This is a genomic window from Streptomyces sp. NPDC057877 (assembly GCF_042796855.1).
Taxonomy (GTDB): domain Bacteria; phylum Actinomycetota; class Actinomycetes; order Streptomycetales; family Streptomycetaceae; genus Streptomyces.
The window spans coordinates 125,650-143,955 of record NZ_JBHVMS010000011.1 but is presented as its reverse complement, the minus strand read 5'-3'; the positions used below and the strand labels follow the sequence as shown (position 1 = coordinate 143,955).

The following is an 18,306-nucleotide window of genomic DNA, read 5'->3' as shown; positions in this document are numbered from 1 at the left end:
AGGTCTCCCCGCGGCGAGCGGCGACGCGATACCGTGGCGTTCCTTTTCCCCACATGATCCTCGTGGCCGCCCTGGAGGTTCCGTGGTACAGGCGTACATCCTGATCCAGACGGAGGTCGGCAAGGCGTCGACCGTCGCCGAGACGATCAGCAAGATCCCTGGGGTGATCCAGGCCGAGGACGTGACAGGACCCTATGACGTCATCGTGCGCGCCCAGGCCGACACCGTCGACGACCTGGGCCGCATGGTGGTCGCCAAGATCCAGCAGGTGGACGGCATCACCCGTACCCTGACCTGCCCGGTCGTCCATCTGTAGCCCCCGTCTACGCTTGGCCGGTGAAGTTCTTCCGTCACCGGCGCCCCCTTGTCATCGGGCCGCCCGCGCTCGCCGCGTTGATCGGCGTCGCGGGCTGCTCCTCAAGCGACGACAGCGCCGTCACCGCGGTTCCCAGCCCGGGCGCCGAGGTCACCAAGGTGTGCCAGAACCTGGACAAGGCGCTGCCGCGCGAGGTCGCCGGTCTGGAACGCCGTGATCCCGAGCCCCCCTCCGCGCTCACGGCGGGCTGGGGAAACCCGGCGATCATACTGCGCTGCGGTGTCGTACGGCCGCCGATGATGACCGACCCGAAGGCGGTCGCCGGTGGGGTGAACGGGGTGGACTGGCTCCAGGAGGCCGCGGACGACGGGGCGTTCCGGTTCACCACGGCGAACCGGGTCGCGTATGTCGAGGTCACCGTGGCCGAGGGGAGCGACAGTTCCGGGGCACTGGTGGATCTGGCCCCGGCCGTCAAGCAGGCGATCCCCGCGGGGATCGCCGACTAGGGTCAGCGCAGGCCCGTGGACCGCCGAAGTGCCGCCTGGATCAGGCGGTCCACCAGTTCCGGGTAGCTCACGCCCGTCGCCTGCCACATCTGCGGGTACATCGAGATCGGGGTGAAGCCGGGCATCGTGTTGATCTCGTTGATGACGAACTCGCCGTCCTCGGTGAGGAAGAAGTCCGCCCGGACGAGGCCTTCGCAGGACGCCGCCTCGAACGCCTCGACGGCGAGCGCGCGCACCTCGGCGGTCTCCACCTCGGTGAGCGGGGCGGGCACGATGCCGGGGGTGGAGTCGATGTACTTGGCCTCGAAGTCGTAGTAGGCGTGCGCGTCCGGCGGCGGGATCTCGGCGGGTACGGAGGCGCGCGGGCCGTCCTCGAACTCCAGCACCCCGCACTCGATCTCCCGGCCGCGCAGCGCGGCCTCGACGAGGATCTTCGGGTCGTGCCGCTGGGCCTCGGCGATGGCCTCGTCCAGACCGGCGATGTCGTCGACCTTGGTGATGCCGATCGACGAACCCGCGCGCGCGGGCTTCACGAACAGCGGCCAGCCGTGCTCACCGGCGAAGTCGACGATCTTCTTGCGGGCCGCGGACTCGTCCCGCTCCCACTCGCGCGGGCGGACCACCACGTACGGGCCGACCTTGAGCCCGAAGGAGGTGAACACCCGCTTCATGTACTCCTTGTCCTGGCCGACGGCCGAGGACAGCACGCCCGAACCCACGTACGGCACCCCGGACAGCTCCAGCAGCCCCTGAAGGGTGCCGTCCTCGCCGTAGGGGCCGTGCAGCACCGGGAAGACCACGTCGACCTCGCCGAGCGCCTTGGGCACCGAGCCCGGTTCGGCGTAGACGACCTCGCGGCTGGCCGGGTCGACGGGGAGCACCACGCCGCCCTCGCTGGACTCGGCGAGTTCGTCGACGCTGGGCGTACGGCGGTCGGTGATCGCCATCCGCTCCGGTTCGTCGGCGGTGAGCGCCCAGCGGCCGTCCTGGGTGATGCCGATCGGCAGCACCTCGTACCTGGTGCGGTCGATGGCCCGCAGGACGGCGCCGGCGGTGACCACGGAGATCCCGTGTTCGGAGCTGCGACCGCCGAACACGACGGCCACACGCGGCTTGCGGGACGGCTGCTCGGGGCTCTGGGGGAGGTTCTCGGTGCTCATATCGCGATGAGGGTACCCGTTGGTAGTGCGGTGATACAGCGTGCGCGGCGCACGCGTCGGCGGGGTCGCTCAGTGTCGTTCCGGCTTCGCGCTGCGCGACATCAGCTCCTTCACCGCGACCACGGGGGACTTGCCCTCGTGCACGATGGCGACGACCGTCTCGGTGATCGGCATGTCGACGCCGTGGCTCCGGGCCAGATCCAGCACGGACTCACAGGACTTGACGCCCTCGGCGGTCTGCTTGGTGACCGCGATGGTCTCCTTGAGGGTCATGCCCTTGCCGAGGTTGGTGCCGAAGGTGTGGTTGCGCGACAGCGGTGAGGAGCAGGTGGCCACCAGGTCGCCCAGCCCCGCGAGTCCGGAGAACGTCAGCGGGTCGGCGCCCATGGCGAGCCCGAGCCGGGTGGTCTCGGCGAGCCCGCGCGTGATGAGCGAGCCCTTGGCGTTGTCGCCGAGCCCCATGCCGTCCGCGATGCCGACGGCGAGGCCGATGACGTTCTTGACCGCGCCGCCGAGTTCACAGCCGACGACGTCGGTGTTGGTGTACGGGCGGAAGTACGGCGTGTGGCAGACGGCCTGGAGCCGCTGGGCCACGCTCTCGTCGGTGCAGGCGACCACCGCGGCGGCGGGCATGCGCGCGGCGATCTCCCGGGCGAGGTTGGGCCCGGTGACCACGGCGACCCGGTCGGGTCCGACGCCGGTGACGTCCTGGACGACCTCGCTCATCCGCATGGTGGTGCCGAGTTCGACACCCTTCATCAGGGAGACGAGCACGGTGTCGGGCGCCAGCAGCGGCGTCCACTCGGCGAGGTTGGCGCGCAGGGTCTGCGAGGGCACCGACAGCACGGTCCAGTCGGCTCCGGCGGCGGCCTCGGCCGGGTCGGTGGTCGCGCGCAGGTTCTGCGGGAGTTCCACACCGGGGAAGTAGTCGGGGTTCGTCCGGGTGGAGTTGATCGCGTCGGCGACCTCCGGGCGGCGTGCCCACAGGGTGACCTCGCAGCCCGCGTCGGCGAGCACCATGCCGAACGCCGTGCCCCACGAACCCGCGCTGAACACCGCCGCCTTGACGGGCTTGCTCACTTGCCGCTCTCCATTTCCCGACCGCTCGTGCTCTCCCGGCCGCTGTCACCGTTGCGACCGCTTCCACTGCCCCGGCCGGACTGCGCCTGGGTCCTGCGCCGCTGCTGGATCCGCACCTCGCGCGGGTCGTACACCTGGTCCGGCGCCTTCTCGCCGCGGATCTCCTCCAGCTGGCGGGTGACGGCGGCCATGATGACCTCGGTGGCCTCCTTCAGCACCTCGGCGGTCATCTCCTTGCCGTAGAAGCGGGAGAGGTCCACGGGCGGGCCCGCCAGCACGTAGGAGGTCTTGCGGGGCAGCGGACGCGGCTTCTTGGCGTACGGCGGCAGCAGTTCGTTGCAGCCCCACTGGGCGACCGGGATGACCGGGCACCTGGTCTGCAGGGCGACGCGCGCGGCACCGGTCTTGCCGGTCATGGGCCAGCCGTCGGGGTCGCGGGTGAGGGTGCCCTCCGGGTAGAAGGCGACGCACTCGCCGCGCTCCACCGCGGCGATCGCGGCCCGGAAGGCGCTGAGCGCGTCGGTGCTCTCGCGGTAGACGGGGATCTGCCCGGTACCGCGCATCGCGGCGCCGACGAACCCCTTCCGGAAAAGCCCGCTCTTCGCCAGGAATCGCGGAACCCGTCCGGTGTTGTACTGGAAGTGCGCGTACGCGAAGGGGTCGACGTGAGAATTGTGGTTCACCGCGGTGATAAATCCGCCCGCGGCCGGAATGTGCTCCATTCCACGCCAGTCCCGCTTGAGCAGAACCACCAGCGGCGGTTTGCAGATCACCGCGGCGAAGCGGTACCAGAAGCCGATTCTGCGGCGGGGCACGCGAACACCTTCCTCTAGGGCCTGGGGGGCCGCACAAGTGTCGCCCCAGGCCGCCGGTCTGTCGAGAACACCGTACGCCCGCCCGTCTCCCACCCCCACCCTTGCAAGGAGCTTCGCACCCCTCCCGAATCGCGGACCGCCGGATGGGCCGGGTGACAATGGCCGCGACAAGAGAGGGACGGAACGCTCGTGCAGTGGACCTTGGTGATACCCCTGAAGCCTTTGGCGCGGGCCAAGAGCAGGCTCGCGGACACCGCGGCGGACGGGCTGCGCCCGGGCCTCGCCCTCGCGTTCGCGCAGGACACCGTGGCGGCGGCGCTGGCCGCGGCGGCGGTGCGTGATGTGGCAGTCGTCACGGACGACGCCCTGGCGGGCCGGGAGCTGGCCGCGCTGGGCGCCCGGATCGTGCCGGACGAGCCCGCGGGCGGCCTCAACGCCGCACTGGCGTACGCCGCGACGACCGTACGCGTGTCCCGTCCGGAAAGCGCCGTCGCCGCCCTCAATGCCGATCTTCCCGCGCTGCGCCCGACGGAATTGTCCCGGGTCCTCGACGCCGCCGCCGAATTTCCGCGTGCTTTTCTCCCCGATGCGGCCGCAATCGGTACGACTCTGCTGGCCGCCGCCCCCGGCCAGGAATTGCGCCCGGCATTCGGCACGGATTCCCGGGCCCGCCATCGCGCCTCGGGAGCGGTGGAACTCAGGCTGACCGCGGTGGATTCCGTACGCCAGGACGTGGACACCGGCGAAGATCTGCGCGCCGCGCTCGCGCTGGGCGTCGGGTCCCATACGGCGGCGGTGAGCGCGCGGCTGCTCATTCCCGGGCAGTAGGCTGCCGTCATGCACGCCACCGCATACACGTACGACGCCGGGACGCGCAGCGGACAGGTGCTGCTCGACGACGGCACACCCGTCCCCTTCGACGCCGCCGCGTTCGACGCGGGCGGGCTGCGGCTGCTGCGGCCCGGTCAGCGGGTGCGCATCGAGACGCAGGGCGAGGGCGAGGCCCGCCGGATCACGCTGGTGACGCTCCAGACCCTGTGACCAGGGGACGTACTGCTAAACAGGCCGCGGGCCGGGCTCCCGAGGGAGTCCGGCCCGGCGTGTGAGTGCCCCTGTGCCCGTGCCCGCGCGTGCTTGCCGCTTACTTCTTGCGGGCGGTGGCCTTCTTGGCGGTGGTCTTGCGGGCCGTCGACTTCTTGGCGGGCGCCTTCTTGGCGGTCGCCTTCTTCGCCGGGGCCTTCTTGGCGGTGGTCTTCTTCGCGGCGGCGGTCTTGGCGGTGGCCGTGGTCTTCTTGGCCGGGGCCTTCTTGGCCGTCGCCTTCTTGGCGGTCGCCGTGGTCTTCTTGGCGGGCGCCTTCTTGGCCGTGGCCTTCTTCGCCGCGGCCGCCTTGGTGGTCTTCTTCGCGGCGGCCTTCTTGACCGTCGCGGCAGCACCGCCGGTCAGGCTGCCCTTCGGCGCCTTCTTGACGGCGATGTCGCCCTTCGGGAGCTTCTTCGACCCGCTGACCAGGTCCTTGAACCCCTGGCCCGCGCGGAACCTCGGCACCGAGGTCTTCTTGACCCGAACCCGCTCCCCGGTCTGGGGGTTGCGGGCGTAACGGGCCGGACGGTCCACCTTCTCGAAGGAACCGAAGCCGGTGACCGAGACCCGGTCACCCGCGACGACCGCGCGGACGATGGCGTCCAGTACCGCGTCGACAGCATCGGCGGCCTGCTGGCGGCCACCCATCTTGTCGGCAATCGCTTCTACGAGCTGCGCCTTGTTCACGTCTTCCCCTTCGGAGACATCGCCAGAACGAAACTGTTCAAGCTTTTTCGCACGTTAGGCAGATATATACCGCAAATCAAACACGAAACGGGCTAATCACCCTTGTGCCGCAACCGACTCGGTCGCTTTGGACTTGTTCAGCCGTCCTCTTCGGGGAATCGCCCCGCGTCGAGGTCCGCGATGAACCGTTCCAGCCGCCTTGTCGCGTCGGCGAGATCGTGCTTGGCCGCGGCCGTAATGACCAGCAGCTTCCGGGTCAGCGCCATCCGTACGCCCTCCGGGACTTGCAGTGCGCGCACCCTTGCGTGCGCTTCCTTGAGTTGGCCCGCGACCGCCGCATACAGCTCGAGTTGGCCGTCGTGTTCCATGCACAGATTGTGCCATCTGGGGCGAGTTGTCGCCTGCTCGGGGTGCAACTGCCGCCTCGACGGGCCCTCCCGGACCGCACCGCGACCACCGGGTCAGGGCTCGCGTACCCCGTCAACCACCGCTCTAACGTGGGAAGTTGCAAGCCGTCGGCCCGGCCCGTCAACCCGCCCGACCCCAGACACGGCTGTACCCCCGATCGGGCCGATCGGGGGTACGGCGTGGATCTCGGGTGGCCGAAACTCGACCTTGCGCGGCCTCCGGTTCGGCCGGTCCGCGCGCCCGGTGGATCAGACCGGGAGGGTCCGCGGCTTGTAGGCGGGACGCTCCGCCTCGTACGCGGCGATGTCCGCCTCGTTCTGGAGGGTGATGGAGATGTCGTCCAGCCCGTTCAGCAGCCGCCAGCGGGAGTTCTCGTCCAGCTCGAAGGAGGCGGTGACGCCCTCGGCGCGCACCTCCCGGCTCTCCAGGTCGACGGTGATCTCGGCCTGCGGGTCGCGCTCGGTCAGCTCCCACAGCGCGTCCACGGTCTTCTGCTCCAGTACGACCGTGAGCAGGCCGTTCTTGAGCGAGTTGCCGCGGAAGATATCGGCGAAGCGGGACGAGATGACCGTCTTGAAGCCGTAGTTCTGCAGCGCCCAGACGGCGTGCTCGCGCGAGGAGCCGGTGCCGAAGTCGGGCCCGGCGACCAGCACCGACGCGCCCTCGCGCTCCGGACGGTTGAGCACGAACTCCGGGTCCTTGCGCCAGGCCTCGAACAGCCCGTCCTCGAACCCGTCCCGCGTCACCTTCTTGAGCCAGTGGGCGGGGATGATCTGGTCGGTGTCGACATTGCTGCGGCGCAGCGGAACGGCCCGGCCGGTGTGGGTGGTGAAGGCTTCCATGCTTGATCAGACTCCAGCGGGCGTACGGTCGGCGGCTTCGGACAGGTCGGCCGGGGAGGCCAGGTGGCCGAGGACCGCGGTGGCCGCGGCGACCTGCGGCGACACCAGGTGCGTACGGCCGCCCTTGCCCTGCCGTCCCTCGAAGTTGCGGTTTGAGGTGGACGCCGAGCGCTCGCCAGGGGCGAGTTGGTCGGGGTTCATGCCCAGGCACATCGAGCAGCCCGCGTGCCGCCATTCGGCCCCGGCCTCCTTGAAGACCACGTCCAGACCCTCGGAGACGGCCTGCAGACCGACCCGCGCGGAGCCCGGGACGACCAGCATCCGTACGCCGTCGGCGACTTTGCGGCCGCGCAGGATCTCGGCGGCGGAGCGCAGGTCCTCGATGCGGCCGTTGGTGCAGGAACCTACGAAGACCGTGTCGACGTCGATGGAGCGCAGCGGCTGCCCGGCGCTCAACCCCATGTACTCCAGGGCCTTTTCGGCGGCCAGGCGCTCCGAAGCGTCTTCGTACGAAGCCGGGTCGGGGACGGCGGCCGAAAGCGGCGCGCCCTGGCCGGGGTTGGTGCCCCAGGTGACGAACGGCGACAGCGCGGCGGCGTCGATGAACACCTCGGCGTCGAAGACCGCGTCGTCGTCGGTGCGCAGCGTCTTCCAGTACTCCACCGCGGCGTCCCAGTCGGCGCCCTCGGGGGCGTGCGGGCGGTCCTTGAGGTACGCGAAGGTGGTGTCGTCGGGGGCGATCATGCCCGCGCGGGCACCGGCCTCGATCGACATGTTGCAGATGGTCATCCGGGCTTCCATCGACAGCTTCTCGATGGCCGGGCCGCGGTACTCCAGGACGTAGCCCTGGCCGCCGCCGGTGCCGATCTTCGCGATGATCGCCAGGATCAGGTCCTTGGCGGTCACACCGTCGGGCAGCTCGCCGTCGACGGTGATGGCCATGGTCTTCGGGCGGGCCAGCGGCAGCGTCTGGGTGGCCAGTACGTGCTCGACCTGCGAGGTGCCGATGCCGAACGCCAGCGCGCCGAACGCGCCGTGCGTGGAGGTGTGCGAGTCGCCGCACACCACGGTCGTGCCCGGCTGGGTCAGACCCAGCTGCGGGCCCACCACGTGGACGACGCCCTGCTCGACGTCGCCGAGCGGGTGCAGCCGTACGCCGAACTCGGCGCAGTTGCGGCGCAGGGTCTCCAGCTGGGCGCGGGAGACCGGGTCGGCGATCGGCTTGTCGATGTCGAGGGTCGGGGTGTTGTGGTCCTCGGTGGCGATGGTCAGATCGAGGCGGCGCACCGTGCGGCCGCTCTTGCGGAGCCCGTCGAAGGCCTGTGGGCTGGTCACCTCGTGCAGCAGGTGCAGATCGATGTAGAGGAGGTCGGGCTCGCCCTCGGCGCGCCGGACGACATGGTCGTCCCAGACCTTCTCCGCGAGTGTCCTACCCATCGCTTTCCCTCCGGCCGGCCATGGTGCGCCGGCCCAACTAGAGACTGTGCGGTGACGGCGCCCGTGCCCCGGTCCGGGCATCCGCCGCCTGGCCCGCTGCTCGGCGGGCCGCTGTGTCCATCCAGGGTGGCGTGTTCCACGGAAAATTGAACTTGCGTTTCACAGAGTGAGACGCGAGTATCGTTGCATGGACAACAGTAGCGGCGTCGGCGTTCTGGACAAGGCGGCCCTCGTCCTGAGCGCTCTGGAGTCCGGTCCGGCCACCCTCGCGGGTCTGGTCGGTGCCACCGGACTGGCTCGACCCACGGCTCACCGCCTGGCCGTGGCCTTGGAACACCACCGCATGGTGGCACGCGACATGCAGGGCCGTTTCATCCTCGGCCCGCGCCTATCCGAGCTGGCCGCGGCGGCGGGCGAGGACCGCCTGCTCGCGACCGCGGGGCCGGTGCTCACGCACCTGCGTGACGTGACGGGCGAGAGCGCCCAGCTCTACCGCCGCCAGGGCGACATGCGCATCTGCGTCGCCGCTGCGGAACGCCTGTCCGGTCTGCGGGACACGGTCCCGGTCGGCTCGACCCTCACGATGAAGGCGGGCTCGTCCGCGCAGATCCTGCTGGCCTGGGAGGAGCCCGAGCGCCTGCACCGCGGCCTCCAGGGCGCCCGCTTCACAGCCACGGCCCTGTCCGGCGTACGGCGCCGGGGCTGGGCCCAGTCGATCGGCGAGCGCGAGCCCGGCGTCGCCTCCGTCTCCGCGCCGGTGCGCGGCCCCTCGAACCGCGTGGTCGCCGCCGTCTCGGTCTCCGGCCCCATCGAGCGCCTCACCCGCCACCCCGGCCGGATGCACGCCCAGGCGGTCATCGACGCCGCGGGCCGCCTCTCGGAGGCCCTTCGCCGTACGGGCTGACCGCCCGCCCCGCCGGAACGGACAAGGGACCTGCCTCAACGCCGCGGCAGGTCCCGAACTCACCGGCGGGGCACCGGGATCGATCGCCGTACCGGACACGCCGAAGGGCCTCCGCCGAAGCGAAGGCCCTTGGGACTCGTACCCCCGACCGGATTCGAACCGGCGCTACCGCCTTGAGAGGGCGGCGTGCTAGGCCGCTACACAACGGGGGCGTGGACACTGCGTTTCCGCAGGTCCGAGCTGGTCTACCTGGACTCGAACCAAGACTAACTGAACCAGAATCAGTCGTGCTGCCAATTACACCATAGACCAATGTGGTTTAGACCAGTCAGTACCCCCGACCGGATTCGAACCGGCGCTACCGCCTTGAGAGGGCGGCGTGCTAGGCCGCTACACAACGGGGGCCCTAGCGATCGTCCCGCGATCATCTCGTGAGACATCACCGTACCCCCGACCGGATTCGAACCGGCGCTACTGCCTTGAGAGGGCAGCGTGCTAGGCCGCTACACAACGGGGGCTTGCGGACTGGGATCCGCGGCGCAGATCAAGCTCTGCGAGCTGGCCTACCTGGACTCGAACCAAGACTAACTGAACCAGAATCAGTCGTGCTGCCAATTACACCATAGGCCACTGGAACGCAAGCCCCAAAGGGGTTCTTGTTCTAGCTTTGCGCTGGAGGGTTCCGGCCTTCCGGCCCGCTCCCCGCGGCGCAGGAAGAACATTACCCGAAGGTGGACGGGGCTCCAAAACGAGTATCCGCGCCGAGCAGGGAGGGCAGTTCGGCCAGGGACGCGATGCGATGCGGACCCGTCGGAGGTACGGCGGTGGCGTACCCGCCGGGCCGGTCGATCCACACCGACAGCAATCCGGCGTCCGCGGCGCCCCGCCCGTCTATCTCCGGGTGGTCGCCGACGTACGCCACCTCGTGCGGGGCCAGGCCGAGGGCGTCGCAGGCGGCGAGGAAGGCGGCGGCCTCCGGCTTGGAGACGCCGAGTTCGGCGGCGCACAGGATGGACTCGAAGCGCTCGTGGACGCCGAGGACGCGCAGCTTGCGGTCCTGGACGGTGAGGCTGGAGTTGGAGAGCACCGCGTGCCGGTGGCTGGCGGCGAGGGCGTCGAGGACCGGCAGGACGTCGGGAAAGAGCGCCCAGGCGGCCTCGTAGTGCGCGAGGTAGCGGTCGAACCAGTCGTCGGCCTCGGCGTCCGTCAGGTCACGGCCCAGGAAGACCCGGGTGCGGTCCCTGCGCTGGGTCTCGAAGTCGACCTCACCGGCCGCGAACCGGGCCCACTGGGCGTCGGTGATCTCCCGCCAACGCACGAGGGCCCGCTCCACGGATCCGTGTCCGTCGAGCAGGCCCTCGGTGACGAGGTGCGCCCGCATGCCCTCGCGGTCGGCGGTGCTGTAGTCGAAGAGGGTGTCGTCGACGTCCCAGACGACGGCGTGGATGGCCATGCCACCGAAGGTAGCGCGTCGACTCCCCCGTGTGTCAGCCCGTGAGCTTCGCCAGGGCCGCGTCGATCCGGGCCAGGGTGCTGTCCTTGCCCAGGATCTCCAGGGACTCGAACAGCGGCAGGCCGACCGTGCGGCCGGTGACGGCGACCCGGACCGGGGCCTGGGCCTTGCCCAGCTTGAGGCCGTGGGCCTCACCGGCGGCGAGGACGGCCTCCTTCAGGGACTCCGCCGAGGTCCAGTCGGCCGCCTCGAGCTTCTCGCGGGCCGTGCGCAGCAGAGCCTCGGAGCCCTCCTTCATCGCCTTGGTCCAGCTCGGCTCGTCGGAGACCGGCTCCGGCAGGAACAGGAAGTCGACGTTGTCCGTGATCTCGGAGAGGACCTTCAGCCGGGTCTGCGCGTGCGGGGCGATGGCGTGCCACTTGGCCTGGTCGAAGTCCTCCGGCGCCCAGGGGGCGAACGGGGCCTTCAGCCACGGCTCGCAGCGGGCGGTGAAGTCCTTCACGTCGAGCATGCGGATGTGGTCGCCGTTGATGGCCTCGCACTTCTTGAGGTCGAAGCGGGCCGGGTTGGGGTTGACGTCCGCGATGTCGAAGGCCGCGACCAGTTCGGCGGTGGTGAAGATGTCCTGGTCGGCGGAGAGGGACCAGCCGAGCAGGGAGAGGTAGTTGAGCAGGCCCTCGGGCAGGAAGCCGCGCTCGCGGTAGAGGTTGAGCGAGGCCTGCGGGTCGCGCTTGGACAGCTTCTTGTTGCCCTCGCCCATCACGTACGGCAGATGCCCGAAGGCGGGGATCTCCTTGGCGACGCCCAGCTCGATCAGCGCCTTGTACAGGGCGATCTGGCGCGGGGTGGAGGAGAGCAGGTCCTCGCCGCGCAGGACGTGGGTGATCTCCATCAGGGCGTCGTCGACCGGGTTGACCAGCGTGTAGAGCGGGGCCCCGTTGGCGCGGACGATGCCGTAGTCCGGGACGTTCTCCGGGGTGAAGGTCAGCTCGCCGCGGACCAGGTCGGTGAAGGTGATCGTCTCGTCGGGCATCCGGAAGCGGACGATCGGGGTGCGGCCCTGGGCCTGGTACTCGGCGACCTGCTGGGCGCTCAGGTCGCGGCAGTGGCCGTCGTAGCCGGAGGGCTTTCCGGCGGCGCGGGCGGCCTCGCGGCGGGTGTCCAGCTCGGCCTGCGAGCAGTAGCAGTAGTAGGCGTGCCCGGCCTCCAGCAGCTTGGACGCGACCTCCTTGTAGAGGTGCATGCGCTGCGACTGGCGGTACGGCGCGTGCGGGCCGCCGATCTCGGGGCCCTCGTCCCAGTCGAAGCCCAGCCAGCGCATCGAGTCCAGGAGCTGCTCGTAGGACTCCTCGGAGTCGCGGGCCGCGTCGGTGTCCTCGATGCGGAAGACCAGCGTGCCCTGGTGGTGGCGGGCGAACGCCCAGTTGAACAGGGCGGTGCGGACCAGGCCCACGTGGGGGTTGCCGGTGGGCGACGGGCAGAAACGGACGCGGGGGGGTACCCCCTGCTCGAGCGGGGTCGAGAGCTTGGGGGAGGGTGCGCTAGCCACGCTTGACAACCTTGTTGGTGAGAGTGCCGATGCCTTCGATGCTGACGGCGACCTCGTCGCCGACTGCGAGCGGGCCGACGCCCGCGGGGGTGCCCGTGAGGATCACGTCGCCGGGGAGCAGCGTCATGGCCTCGGTGATGTTGACGATCAGGTCCTCGACGGAGTGCGTCATCTCGCTGGTCCGGCCGAGCTGGCGCTGCTGGCCGTTGACCGTGAGCTGGATGGTCAGGTCCGCCGGGTCGAGGTCGGTCTCCACCCAGGGGCCCAGCGGGCAGGAGGTGTCGAAGCCCTTGGCCCGCGCCCACTGCTTCTCGCGCTTCTGGACGTCGCGGGCGGTGATGTCGTTGGCGCAGGTGTAGCCGAGGATGACGTCCTTGACGCGCTCGCGGGGGACCTCGCGGCACATCCGGCCGATGACGACGGCCAGCTCGGCCTCGTGGTGCAGTTCCGACGAGAAGGACGGGTACTGGATCTCGTCGCCGGGGCCGATCACCGAGGTGGACGGCTTGAAGAAGGCGAACGGCGCCTCGGGCACCTCGTTGCCCAGTTCGCGGGCGTGGTCGGCGTAGTTGCGGCCGAAGGCGACGACCTTGTTGGGGAGCACCGGGGGCAGCAGCCGGACCTTGCTCAGCGGCACCTTCGTACCGGAGAGTTCGAAGTCCGCGAACGGGATGCCCTTGATGATGTCGAGTACTAGCTCGTCCGGCTTGTCGCCCTCGACCGCGCCGAAGGCGACGTTCCCGTCGATGGAGAACCTGGCGATACGCACGGGTTGCTTGGCCCCTTGACTGAAGCGGCTGGAGTCTGACGCTCCAGGCTAACGCCCGTAAAGGGCGGGCGCCTCGCGCACTTCACGCGGGGCGCCCGGTCGGCCCACCCGGGGGGCCGTGTGCTACTACTGCCTGCTGCTACCGCGCCGCGGCGGCCGGCTCCGGGGCGTCGACGAGGACGGTGCGCCGGGGGTTGGCGGTCTGGGCGGGCAGTTCGACGGAGTGCTCCTGCTGGACCGGCGCCCGCAGTTCGTCGGCGTCCTTCAGATGCGCCAGCGTGGTGCGTCGCGGGTTGGCGGTGCCGGCCGTCGGGCGGAACAGCGTCGTCGTCTTCACGGTTGTACGGACCCTGTCGGTACGGGGCGCCTGCGGCGCCGGTTTACAGAATGACGTCTCTTGTAAAGCGTCAGGCTAAACATCGCGTTCCCCAGCGAGGACAGGAAGCTCCCCTGATTTCGATGTGAGTTTGCTCACGGTGGCGAGATCAAACCGGTCAATTCGGGCGCGACTGCTATACCGGCGAAAAGGACAATAGCCGCCTGAACCCAACATTCCGCTCCTGATCATGGCGACTGGGACAGGTGGCCCACACCGGCGACTCGCGGCGATACGCCCGGTATAAGCGCAACCTCTGTCTACCGGTGGTAGTCCGCCACTCACGAGCAGTCACGTAGGTCACAGCCTGACCAACTGGCCTTGTTGGAGATCCTGCACTGTGCTGGAATTCCACGGACCGCCGCAGGATCGAGCCGGCGCGCAGGGGGCGCGAAGCAGCGCCGAGTGGCGGCGAGATAGGGGGAACCAGCGCCGGTCACTCACGACCACCCGGGAACGTATTCAGGGCGTTCCCGACGACGCCGACACCGTCCTTCCGTTCACGCGGAGGGGCGCCTGGTCCAGAGGTTGCGACGCTAGTGCAGGGACGTTTCAAGAGGGATGGCAGTGCTTCGGCGGAGCCGGAGCCGCACGGCGGGACTGGCTCCATGGCCGGCAGCTCCTCGCCCCAGCACGCCCAGAACCAGGGCCCGGCCCCGACCGGTGACGGCGGTGCCCGCTCCGGGCGCCCCGGCGCGCCCGCGTCGCCCACGCCCCCGACCCCCGACGTGAAGCCACCGCAGGGTCCGGTGGGCCCCGGCCCGCGAATAGCCCTGCGCAACTGGCGCATCTCGACCCGACTGGTGTCGCTGCTGGCGCTCCCGGTGGTCGCCGCCACCTCGCTGGGCGCCCTGCGTATCAACCAGTCCATGGACGACATCCAGCAGCTCGACAACATGAAGCTGCTGACGGACATGACCAAGCAGGCCACCGAGCTGGCCGCCGCCCTCCAGGAGGAGCGCGACAACTCGGCGGGCCCGCTGGCGCACGGCTCGACCACCAGCGCCGTCCTGGTCAAGGGCTACCGGGACAAGACCGACCGGGCCCTGGACAACTTCCTCACCGCCTCCGAAGAGGTCGACGCCGCGAGCAAGGAAGGCAACCTCCAGGGCGTCCGCGACAGCCTGGTGGGCCTCGCGAGCGACCTGAACGGCCTCAACAAGATCCGCAACACCGCGTACGAGGCCAAGGACAACTCCACCCAGACGGTGGAGGCCTACCACCGGCTGATCACCCACCTGCTGGACCTCTCCCAGGACATGGCCGAGGCCACCAGCAACCCCGACATGATCCAGCGCACCCGCTCGCTGTCGGCGTTCTCCTCCGCCAAGGAGTACGCGTCCGTCCAGCGCGCGGTGCTCGCCGCGGCCCTGCCCGCGAGCAACACCACGTTCGGCAACCTGTCCGACAACGACCGGCTGTACGCCGAGGCGGCCCTGCAGAGCCAGGCCTCCGAACTGCGCAGCTTCAGCAGCATCTACGGCAACGGCACCGAGGAACTGCTCCGGCCCATCGACCAGGGCAACGCCATCATCGAGGCCACCGACCTCTACGCCAAGCGCGCGCTGAGCGGTGAGGACGGTCTGCAGGGTCTGGAGAAGCGCTCCTACCGGGACTGGCTGGACGACAGCTCCACCAAGATCCAGCAGATGAAGAACATCGAGCGCCGCCTGCTGGAGGAGATGGAGCAGAAGGCCCGCGAGCTGCGCAACGAGTCGGAGCAAGAGGCCATCATCTCCGGTGCGCTGATCCTGATCGTGCTCGGTGTGTCGCTGGTCGGCGCGTTCGTCGTGGCCCGGTCCATGATCCGCTCGCTGCGCCGCCTCGAGGACACCGCCACCAAGGTCGCCCAGGAACGCCTGCCCGAGCTGGTCAAGCAGCTCTCGGAGACCGACCCGCAGGACGTCGACACCTCGGTGGAGTCGGTCGGCGTGCACTCCCGGGACGAGATCGGCCGAGTGGCCGCGGCCTTCGACGACGTGCACCGCGAGGCGGTCCGCCTCGCCGCCGAGCAGGCCCTGCTGCGGGGCAACGTCAACGCGATGTTCACCAACCTCTCGCGCCGCTCCCAGGGTCTGATCCAGCGCCAGCTGTCGCTGATCTCCGAACTCGAGTCCCGTGAGGCCGACCCGGACCAGCTGGCCTCGCTGTTCAAGCTGGACCACCTCGCGACCCGTATGCGCCGGAACGGCGAGAACCTCCTCGTCCTCGCCGGTGAGGAGCCCGGCCGCCGCTGGACCCGCCCGGTCCCGCTGGTCGACGTGCTCCGCGCCGCCGCGTCCGAGGTGGAGCAGTACGAGCGCATCGAACTGGCCGCCGTGCCGACCACCCAGGTCGCCGGACGCGTCGTCAACGACCTCGTGCACCTGCTCGCCGAGCTGCTGGAGAACGCGACCTCGTTCTCCTCGCCGCAGACCAAGGTCAAGGTCACCGGTCACGCCCTGCCCGACGGCCGGGTGCTGATCGAGATCCACGACACCGGCATCGGCCTGTCGCCGGAGGACCTGGCCGCGATCAACGAGCGGCTCGCCTCGCCGCCCACCGTGGACGTCTCCGTCTCCCGCCGCATGGGTCTGTTCGTGGTCGGCCGTCTGTCGCAGCGCCACGGCATCCGCATCCAGCTGCGCCCGTCCGACTCCGGTGGTACGACCGCGCTGGTCATGCTGCCCGTCGACGTCGCCCAGGGTGGCGCCAAGCCGCAGCCCAAGCAGGGTCAGGGCGCCGGTGGCCCCGGTGGCGGTTCCGCCGCCGCGCAGGCCGCGGCCGGTGTCGCCGCCGCGCGCCGCGGTGGCGGTGCCGTGGGCGCCGGGGCCGGAGCGGGCGGTGGTCTGCTCGGCGCCGGTCAGGGTCCGCGGGCCGCGCTGCCCGGTGCGGGCGGCCGTCCGGGTCCGGGTGCGCCGGGTGGCGCGCGGGGCCCGCAGCAGGGTCGTCCGGCTCCCGCGGGCGCGGGTGCCGGGTTCGGTCAGCCGTCGCAGGCGGCGCCGCAGGGCTTCCAGTCCTCCGGCCCGGGTGCGCCGCAGGGCCAGGACACCCGCGGTGGGGTGCCTCCGCAGCGCGGCAACGCGGGCGGTGGGCGCGGCCGTCGTGGTCAGCAGCAGGGCGAGCAGCCCCAGCTGCCGCCGCGCGGCGGGGCCCGGGCCGAGCTGCCGGGCGGCAACCAGCAGTCCCGGCCGAGCTGGAGCGACGAGAACGCGCAGCCGCCGGTGCCGCGCGCCTCGCTGGACGCGCCGCGCGGCCATGACGAGCCGGATGTCTCGCAGACCTCCCGGATGCCGCGCGTCGACGACCGGCAGGGCCCCGGCTCCACCGCGGCCACCTCGGAGTTCCCGCGGATCGACGACCGCCAGGGTTCCGCTTCCCCTTCCGACTTCCCCGGCTTCGACGACCGCCAGGGTTCCGCTTCCCCTTCCGACTTCCCCGGCTTCGACAACCGCCAGGGCCCCGGATCCCCCTCCGGCTTCCCCGGTTACGACAGCCGCCAGAACCCGGCGTCCACCTCCGAGTTCCCGCGCGTCGACGACCGCCAGGGCCCCGGCTCGACCTCCGAGTTCGCGCGCCCCGACTTCGACGCCCCGCGTCCGGGGGTCAACGGCGGGCAGGACTCGGGCCAGTTCCCGCGCCCGTCCGACATGGGCGGACAGCGCCCGGGCGGCCAGGACGGCAACGACCCGTTCCGGCGCGCCGACCTCTTCGGCTCCGGGCAGCAGGACTCGTCCGGCACCGGCCAGTTCGCGATGCCGCAGACGCCGCAGGGTTACGACAACGGCTCCACGGGCCAGTTCCAGGCCCCGCAGATGCCGCAGGCCCCCCAGGGCTACGACAACGGTTCCACCGGGCAGCACCGGCTGCCCGACCGCCAGACCCCCTCGAACCCCGCCCCCACCGGACAGTTCGAGCGGCCGCAGCAGGGCGGCGCCGGGTCCGACTTCGGTGCACAGCGCCCGTCGGCCCCCCAGCGTCCCCAGCCGCAGCGTCCCCACCGTCCCGAGCCGGAGGCCCTGCCCCCGGCGCCGGGCGGCGGTGACGGACGTACCCCCCTGTACGACACGCTGGAGACCAACTGGTTCCACGGCCAGCGCGACGGCGGTCAGCAGAGCAACGGCTCGGCTCCCGCCCCGCAACAGCAGCCGCAGACCCCGGCGGCCCCCCAGCGTTCCACCGCCGCCTGGCGCAGCTCGCCGAACGACGATCTCGTCCGGCAGGCCGAGCGCGTACGGCAGCCCGCCGCGGGCGGTGTCACCACCTCCGGCCTGCCGCGCCGGGTGCCCAGGGCCAACCTCGTCCCGGGCACGGCTCAGCAGCAACAGCACCAGAGTGGTCCGCAGGTCTCGCGCGCTCCTCAGGACGTACGCGGCCGGTTGACCAATCTCCGTCGGGGCATCGCCCAGGGACGCCAGGCCGGATCCGGCCAGACGGGCAGCTTCCCCAGCCCCACTCACCAGCAGGAGCGTTAGTTGAGCCCGATGAGCCAGGCGGCACAGAACCTGAACTGGTTGATCACGAATTTCGTGGACAACACCCCCGGGGTGTCCCACACCGTCGTCGTGTCCGCCGACGGCCTTCTGCTGGCGTTGTCCGAGGGTTTCCCCCGCGACCGCGCCGACCAGCTGGCGGCCGTCGCGTCCGGACTGACCTCGCTGACGGCCGGGGCGTCCCGCATCTTCGAAGGCGGCACGGTGGCGCAGACCGTGGTCGAGATGGAGCGAGGTTTCCTCTTCCTCATGTCCATCTCGGACGGCTCGTCCCTCGCCGTCCTCTCGCACCCCGAGTGCGACATCGGCCTGGTCGGCTACGAGATGGCTCTGCTCGTCGACCGTGCGGGCGCGGTACTCACCCCCGACCTGCGTGCCGAACTACAAGGCAGTCTGCTCCACTGATCGGCCCCGGATCCACCCGTCTCACCAAATCACCGTCCGGCCGCCA

At 70.6% G+C, this 18,306-nt stretch carries 18 protein-coding genes and 5 tRNA genes; 7 read left to right on the top strand and 16 right to left on the bottom strand.

Annotated elements, in window-relative coordinates; genetic code table 11:
- The first annotated feature begins 82 nt into the window (after nt 1-82).
- The gene (locus ACFVQG_RS30935; protein WP_210924442.1) at nt 83-316 is read left to right on the top strand and encodes an Lrp/AsnC family transcriptional regulator; all 234 of its coding nucleotides are present in this window, start codon (nt 83-85) and stop codon (nt 314-316) included.
- A gap of 20 nt (nt 317-336) precedes the next feature.
- A complete protein-coding gene (locus ACFVQG_RS30930) occupies nt 337-822 on the top strand; it encodes a DUF3515 domain-containing protein (RefSeq protein WP_383389654.1) in 486 nt (161 codons plus the stop codon).
- 2 nt (nt 823-824) lie between these two features.
- Here the strand turns inward: ACFVQG_RS30930 and ACFVQG_RS30925 are convergent, their stop codons facing one another.
- The 3 genes from ACFVQG_RS30925 to ACFVQG_RS30915 all read right to left on the bottom strand — a co-directional run bounded on the left by ACFVQG_RS30925 (nt 825) and on the right by ACFVQG_RS30915 (nt 3,877).
- Entirely contained in the window at nt 825-1,982 is a 1,158-nt protein-coding gene (locus ACFVQG_RS30925) for a D-alanine--D-alanine ligase family protein (protein WP_383389652.1), read from the bottom strand.
- 69 nt (nt 1,983-2,051) lie between these two features.
- Nucleotides 2,052-3,062 (bottom strand): NAD(P)H-dependent glycerol-3-phosphate dehydrogenase, encoded by a 1,011-nt coding sequence (locus tag ACFVQG_RS30920; RefSeq protein ID WP_383389650.1) that lies wholly within the window; start codon nt 3,060-3,062, stop codon nt 2,052-2,054.
- Nucleotides 3,059-3,877 (bottom strand): lysophospholipid acyltransferase family protein, encoded by an 819-nt coding sequence (locus tag ACFVQG_RS30915; RefSeq protein ID WP_383389649.1) that lies wholly within the window; start codon nt 3,875-3,877, stop codon nt 3,059-3,061. Before ACFVQG_RS30915 ends, ACFVQG_RS30920 begins: the two co-directional genes overlap by 4 nt.
- A 189-nt stretch (nt 3,878-4,066) precedes the next feature.
- Here ACFVQG_RS30915 and cofC point away from each other — a divergent pair, with 189 nt between their 5' ends.
- Both cofC and ACFVQG_RS30905 read left to right on the top strand, forming a co-directional pair.
- Nucleotides 4,067-4,705 (top strand): 2-phospho-L-lactate guanylyltransferase, encoded by a 639-nt coding sequence (gene cofC / locus ACFVQG_RS30910; RefSeq protein ID WP_383389647.1) that lies wholly within the window; start codon nt 4,067-4,069, stop codon nt 4,703-4,705.
- A 9-nt stretch (nt 4,706-4,714) separates the two neighbouring features.
- A complete protein-coding gene (locus ACFVQG_RS30905) occupies nt 4,715-4,918 on the top strand; it encodes a hypothetical protein (protein ID WP_383389645.1) in 204 nt (67 codons plus the stop codon).
- Nucleotides 4,919-5,018: 100 nt separating this feature from the next.
- Here the strand turns inward: ACFVQG_RS30905 and ACFVQG_RS30900 are convergent, their stop codons facing one another.
- The 4 genes from ACFVQG_RS30900 to leuC all read right to left on the bottom strand — a co-directional run bounded on the left by ACFVQG_RS30900 (nt 5,019) and on the right by leuC (nt 8,332).
- Nucleotides 5,019-5,645 carry an HU family DNA-binding protein gene (locus ACFVQG_RS30900; protein WP_383389643.1) on the bottom strand — a complete coding sequence of 209 codons (627 nt, stop codon included), beginning with the start codon at nt 5,643-5,645 and terminating at the stop codon, nt 5,019-5,021.
- Nucleotides 5,646-5,782: 137 nt separating this feature from the next.
- Nucleotides 5,783-6,013: a hypothetical protein gene (locus tag ACFVQG_RS30895; RefSeq protein ID WP_383389641.1), complete on the bottom strand. Its 231-nt coding sequence runs from the start codon at nt 6,011-6,013 to the stop codon at nt 5,783-5,785.
- 288 nt (nt 6,014-6,301) lie between these two features.
- Complete coding sequence (gene leuD / locus ACFVQG_RS30890; RefSeq protein ID WP_383389639.1) at nt 6,302-6,895, bottom strand: 3-isopropylmalate dehydratase small subunit; 594 nt, start codon at nt 6,893-6,895, stop codon at nt 6,302-6,304.
- A gap of 6 nt (nt 6,896-6,901) precedes the next feature.
- Nucleotides 6,902-8,332 carry a 3-isopropylmalate dehydratase large subunit gene (gene leuC, locus ACFVQG_RS30885; RefSeq protein ID WP_383389637.1) on the bottom strand — a complete coding sequence of 477 codons (1,431 nt, stop codon included), beginning with the start codon at nt 8,330-8,332 and terminating at the stop codon, nt 6,902-6,904.
- Nucleotides 8,333-8,519: 187 nt separating this feature from the next.
- On the opposite strand from leuC, the gene ndgR reads away from it, so the two are divergent.
- On the top strand, nt 8,520-9,236 hold the full coding sequence (ndgR, locus tag ACFVQG_RS30880) for an IclR family transcriptional regulator NdgR (RefSeq protein WP_383389635.1): 717 nt from the start codon (nt 8,520-8,522) through the stop codon (nt 9,234-9,236).
- A 139-nt stretch (nt 9,237-9,375) separates the two neighbouring features.
- Here ndgR and ACFVQG_RS30875 read toward each other — a convergent pair.
- The 9 genes from ACFVQG_RS30875 to ACFVQG_RS30835 form a co-directional block, all read right to left on the bottom strand.
- Nucleotides 9,376-9,448, bottom strand: a tRNA-Glu gene (locus ACFVQG_RS30875).
- A gap of 28 nt (nt 9,449-9,476) precedes the next feature.
- Nucleotides 9,477-9,548: transfer RNA gene (locus ACFVQG_RS30870), tRNA-Gln, on the bottom strand.
- A gap of 20 nt (nt 9,549-9,568) precedes the next feature.
- A tRNA-Glu gene (locus tag ACFVQG_RS30865) sits at nt 9,569-9,641 on the bottom strand.
- A gap of 40 nt (nt 9,642-9,681) precedes the next feature.
- Nucleotides 9,682-9,754 (bottom strand) — tRNA-Glu (locus ACFVQG_RS30860).
- A gap of 40 nt (nt 9,755-9,794) precedes the next feature.
- Nucleotides 9,795-9,866, bottom strand: a tRNA-Gln gene (locus ACFVQG_RS30855).
- Nucleotides 9,867-9,957: 91 nt separating this feature from the next.
- On the bottom strand, nt 9,958-10,689 hold the full coding sequence (locus ACFVQG_RS30850) for an HAD family hydrolase (protein ID WP_383389633.1): 732 nt from the start codon (nt 10,687-10,689) through the stop codon (nt 9,958-9,960).
- Between the two features lie 34 nt (nt 10,690-10,723).
- Nucleotides 10,724-12,238, bottom strand: coding sequence for a glutamate--tRNA ligase (gltX, locus tag ACFVQG_RS30845; RefSeq protein ID WP_383389631.1), 1,515 nt, complete (start codon nt 12,236-12,238; stop codon nt 10,724-10,726).
- Nucleotides 12,231-13,007 (bottom strand): fumarylacetoacetate hydrolase family protein, encoded by a 777-nt coding sequence (locus ACFVQG_RS30840; protein ID WP_383389629.1) that lies wholly within the window; start codon nt 13,005-13,007, stop codon nt 12,231-12,233. Before ACFVQG_RS30840 ends, gltX begins: the two co-directional genes overlap by 8 nt.
- Nucleotides 13,008-13,146: 139 nt before the next feature.
- A complete protein-coding gene (locus ACFVQG_RS30835) occupies nt 13,147-13,344 on the bottom strand; it encodes a hypothetical protein (RefSeq protein WP_383389627.1) in 198 nt (65 codons plus the stop codon).
- 578 nt (nt 13,345-13,922) lie between these two features.
- Here ACFVQG_RS30835 and ACFVQG_RS30830 point away from each other — a divergent pair.
- Together ACFVQG_RS30830 and ACFVQG_RS30825 are read left to right on the top strand one after the other, a co-directional pair.
- Entirely contained in the window at nt 13,923-17,837 is a 3,915-nt protein-coding gene (locus ACFVQG_RS30830) for a nitrate- and nitrite sensing domain-containing protein (RefSeq protein ID WP_383389625.1), read from the top strand.
- 9 nt (nt 17,838-17,846) lie between these two features.
- A complete protein-coding gene (locus tag ACFVQG_RS30825; RefSeq protein WP_037764993.1) occupies nt 17,847-18,260 on the top strand; it encodes a roadblock/LC7 domain-containing protein in 414 nt (137 codons plus the stop codon).
- Nucleotides 18,261-18,306: the final 46 nt, after the last annotated feature.

Excerpts from the sequence above, each read along its gene's own strand:
- ACFVQG_RS30925 (WP_383389652.1), bottom strand. The coding sequence starts at position 1,982 with ATGAGCACCGAGAACCTCCCCCAGAGCCCCGAGCAGCCGTCCCGCAAG.
- ACFVQG_RS30905 (WP_383389645.1), top strand. The coding sequence starts at position 4,715 with ATGCACGCCACCGCATACACGTACGACGCCGGGACGCGCAGCGGACAG.
- ACFVQG_RS30895 (WP_383389641.1), bottom strand. The coding sequence starts at position 6,013 with ATGGAACACGACGGCCAACTCGAGCTGTATGCGGCGGTCGCGGGCCAA.
- leuD (WP_383389639.1), bottom strand. The coding sequence starts at position 6,895 with ATGGAAGCCTTCACCACCCACACCGGCCGGGCCGTTCCGCTGCGCCGC.
- leuC (WP_383389637.1), bottom strand. The coding sequence starts at position 8,332 with ATGGGTAGGACACTCGCGGAGAAGGTCTGGGACGACCATGTCGTCCGG.
- ndgR (WP_383389635.1), top strand. The coding sequence starts at position 8,520 with ATGGACAACAGTAGCGGCGTCGGCGTTCTGGACAAGGCGGCCCTCGTC.
- ACFVQG_RS30850 (WP_383389633.1), bottom strand. The coding sequence starts at position 10,689 with ATGGCCATCCACGCCGTCGTCTGGGACGTCGACGACACCCTCTTCGAC.
- ACFVQG_RS30825 (WP_037764993.1), top strand. The coding sequence starts at position 17,847 with ATGAGCCAGGCGGCACAGAACCTGAACTGGTTGATCACGAATTTCGTG.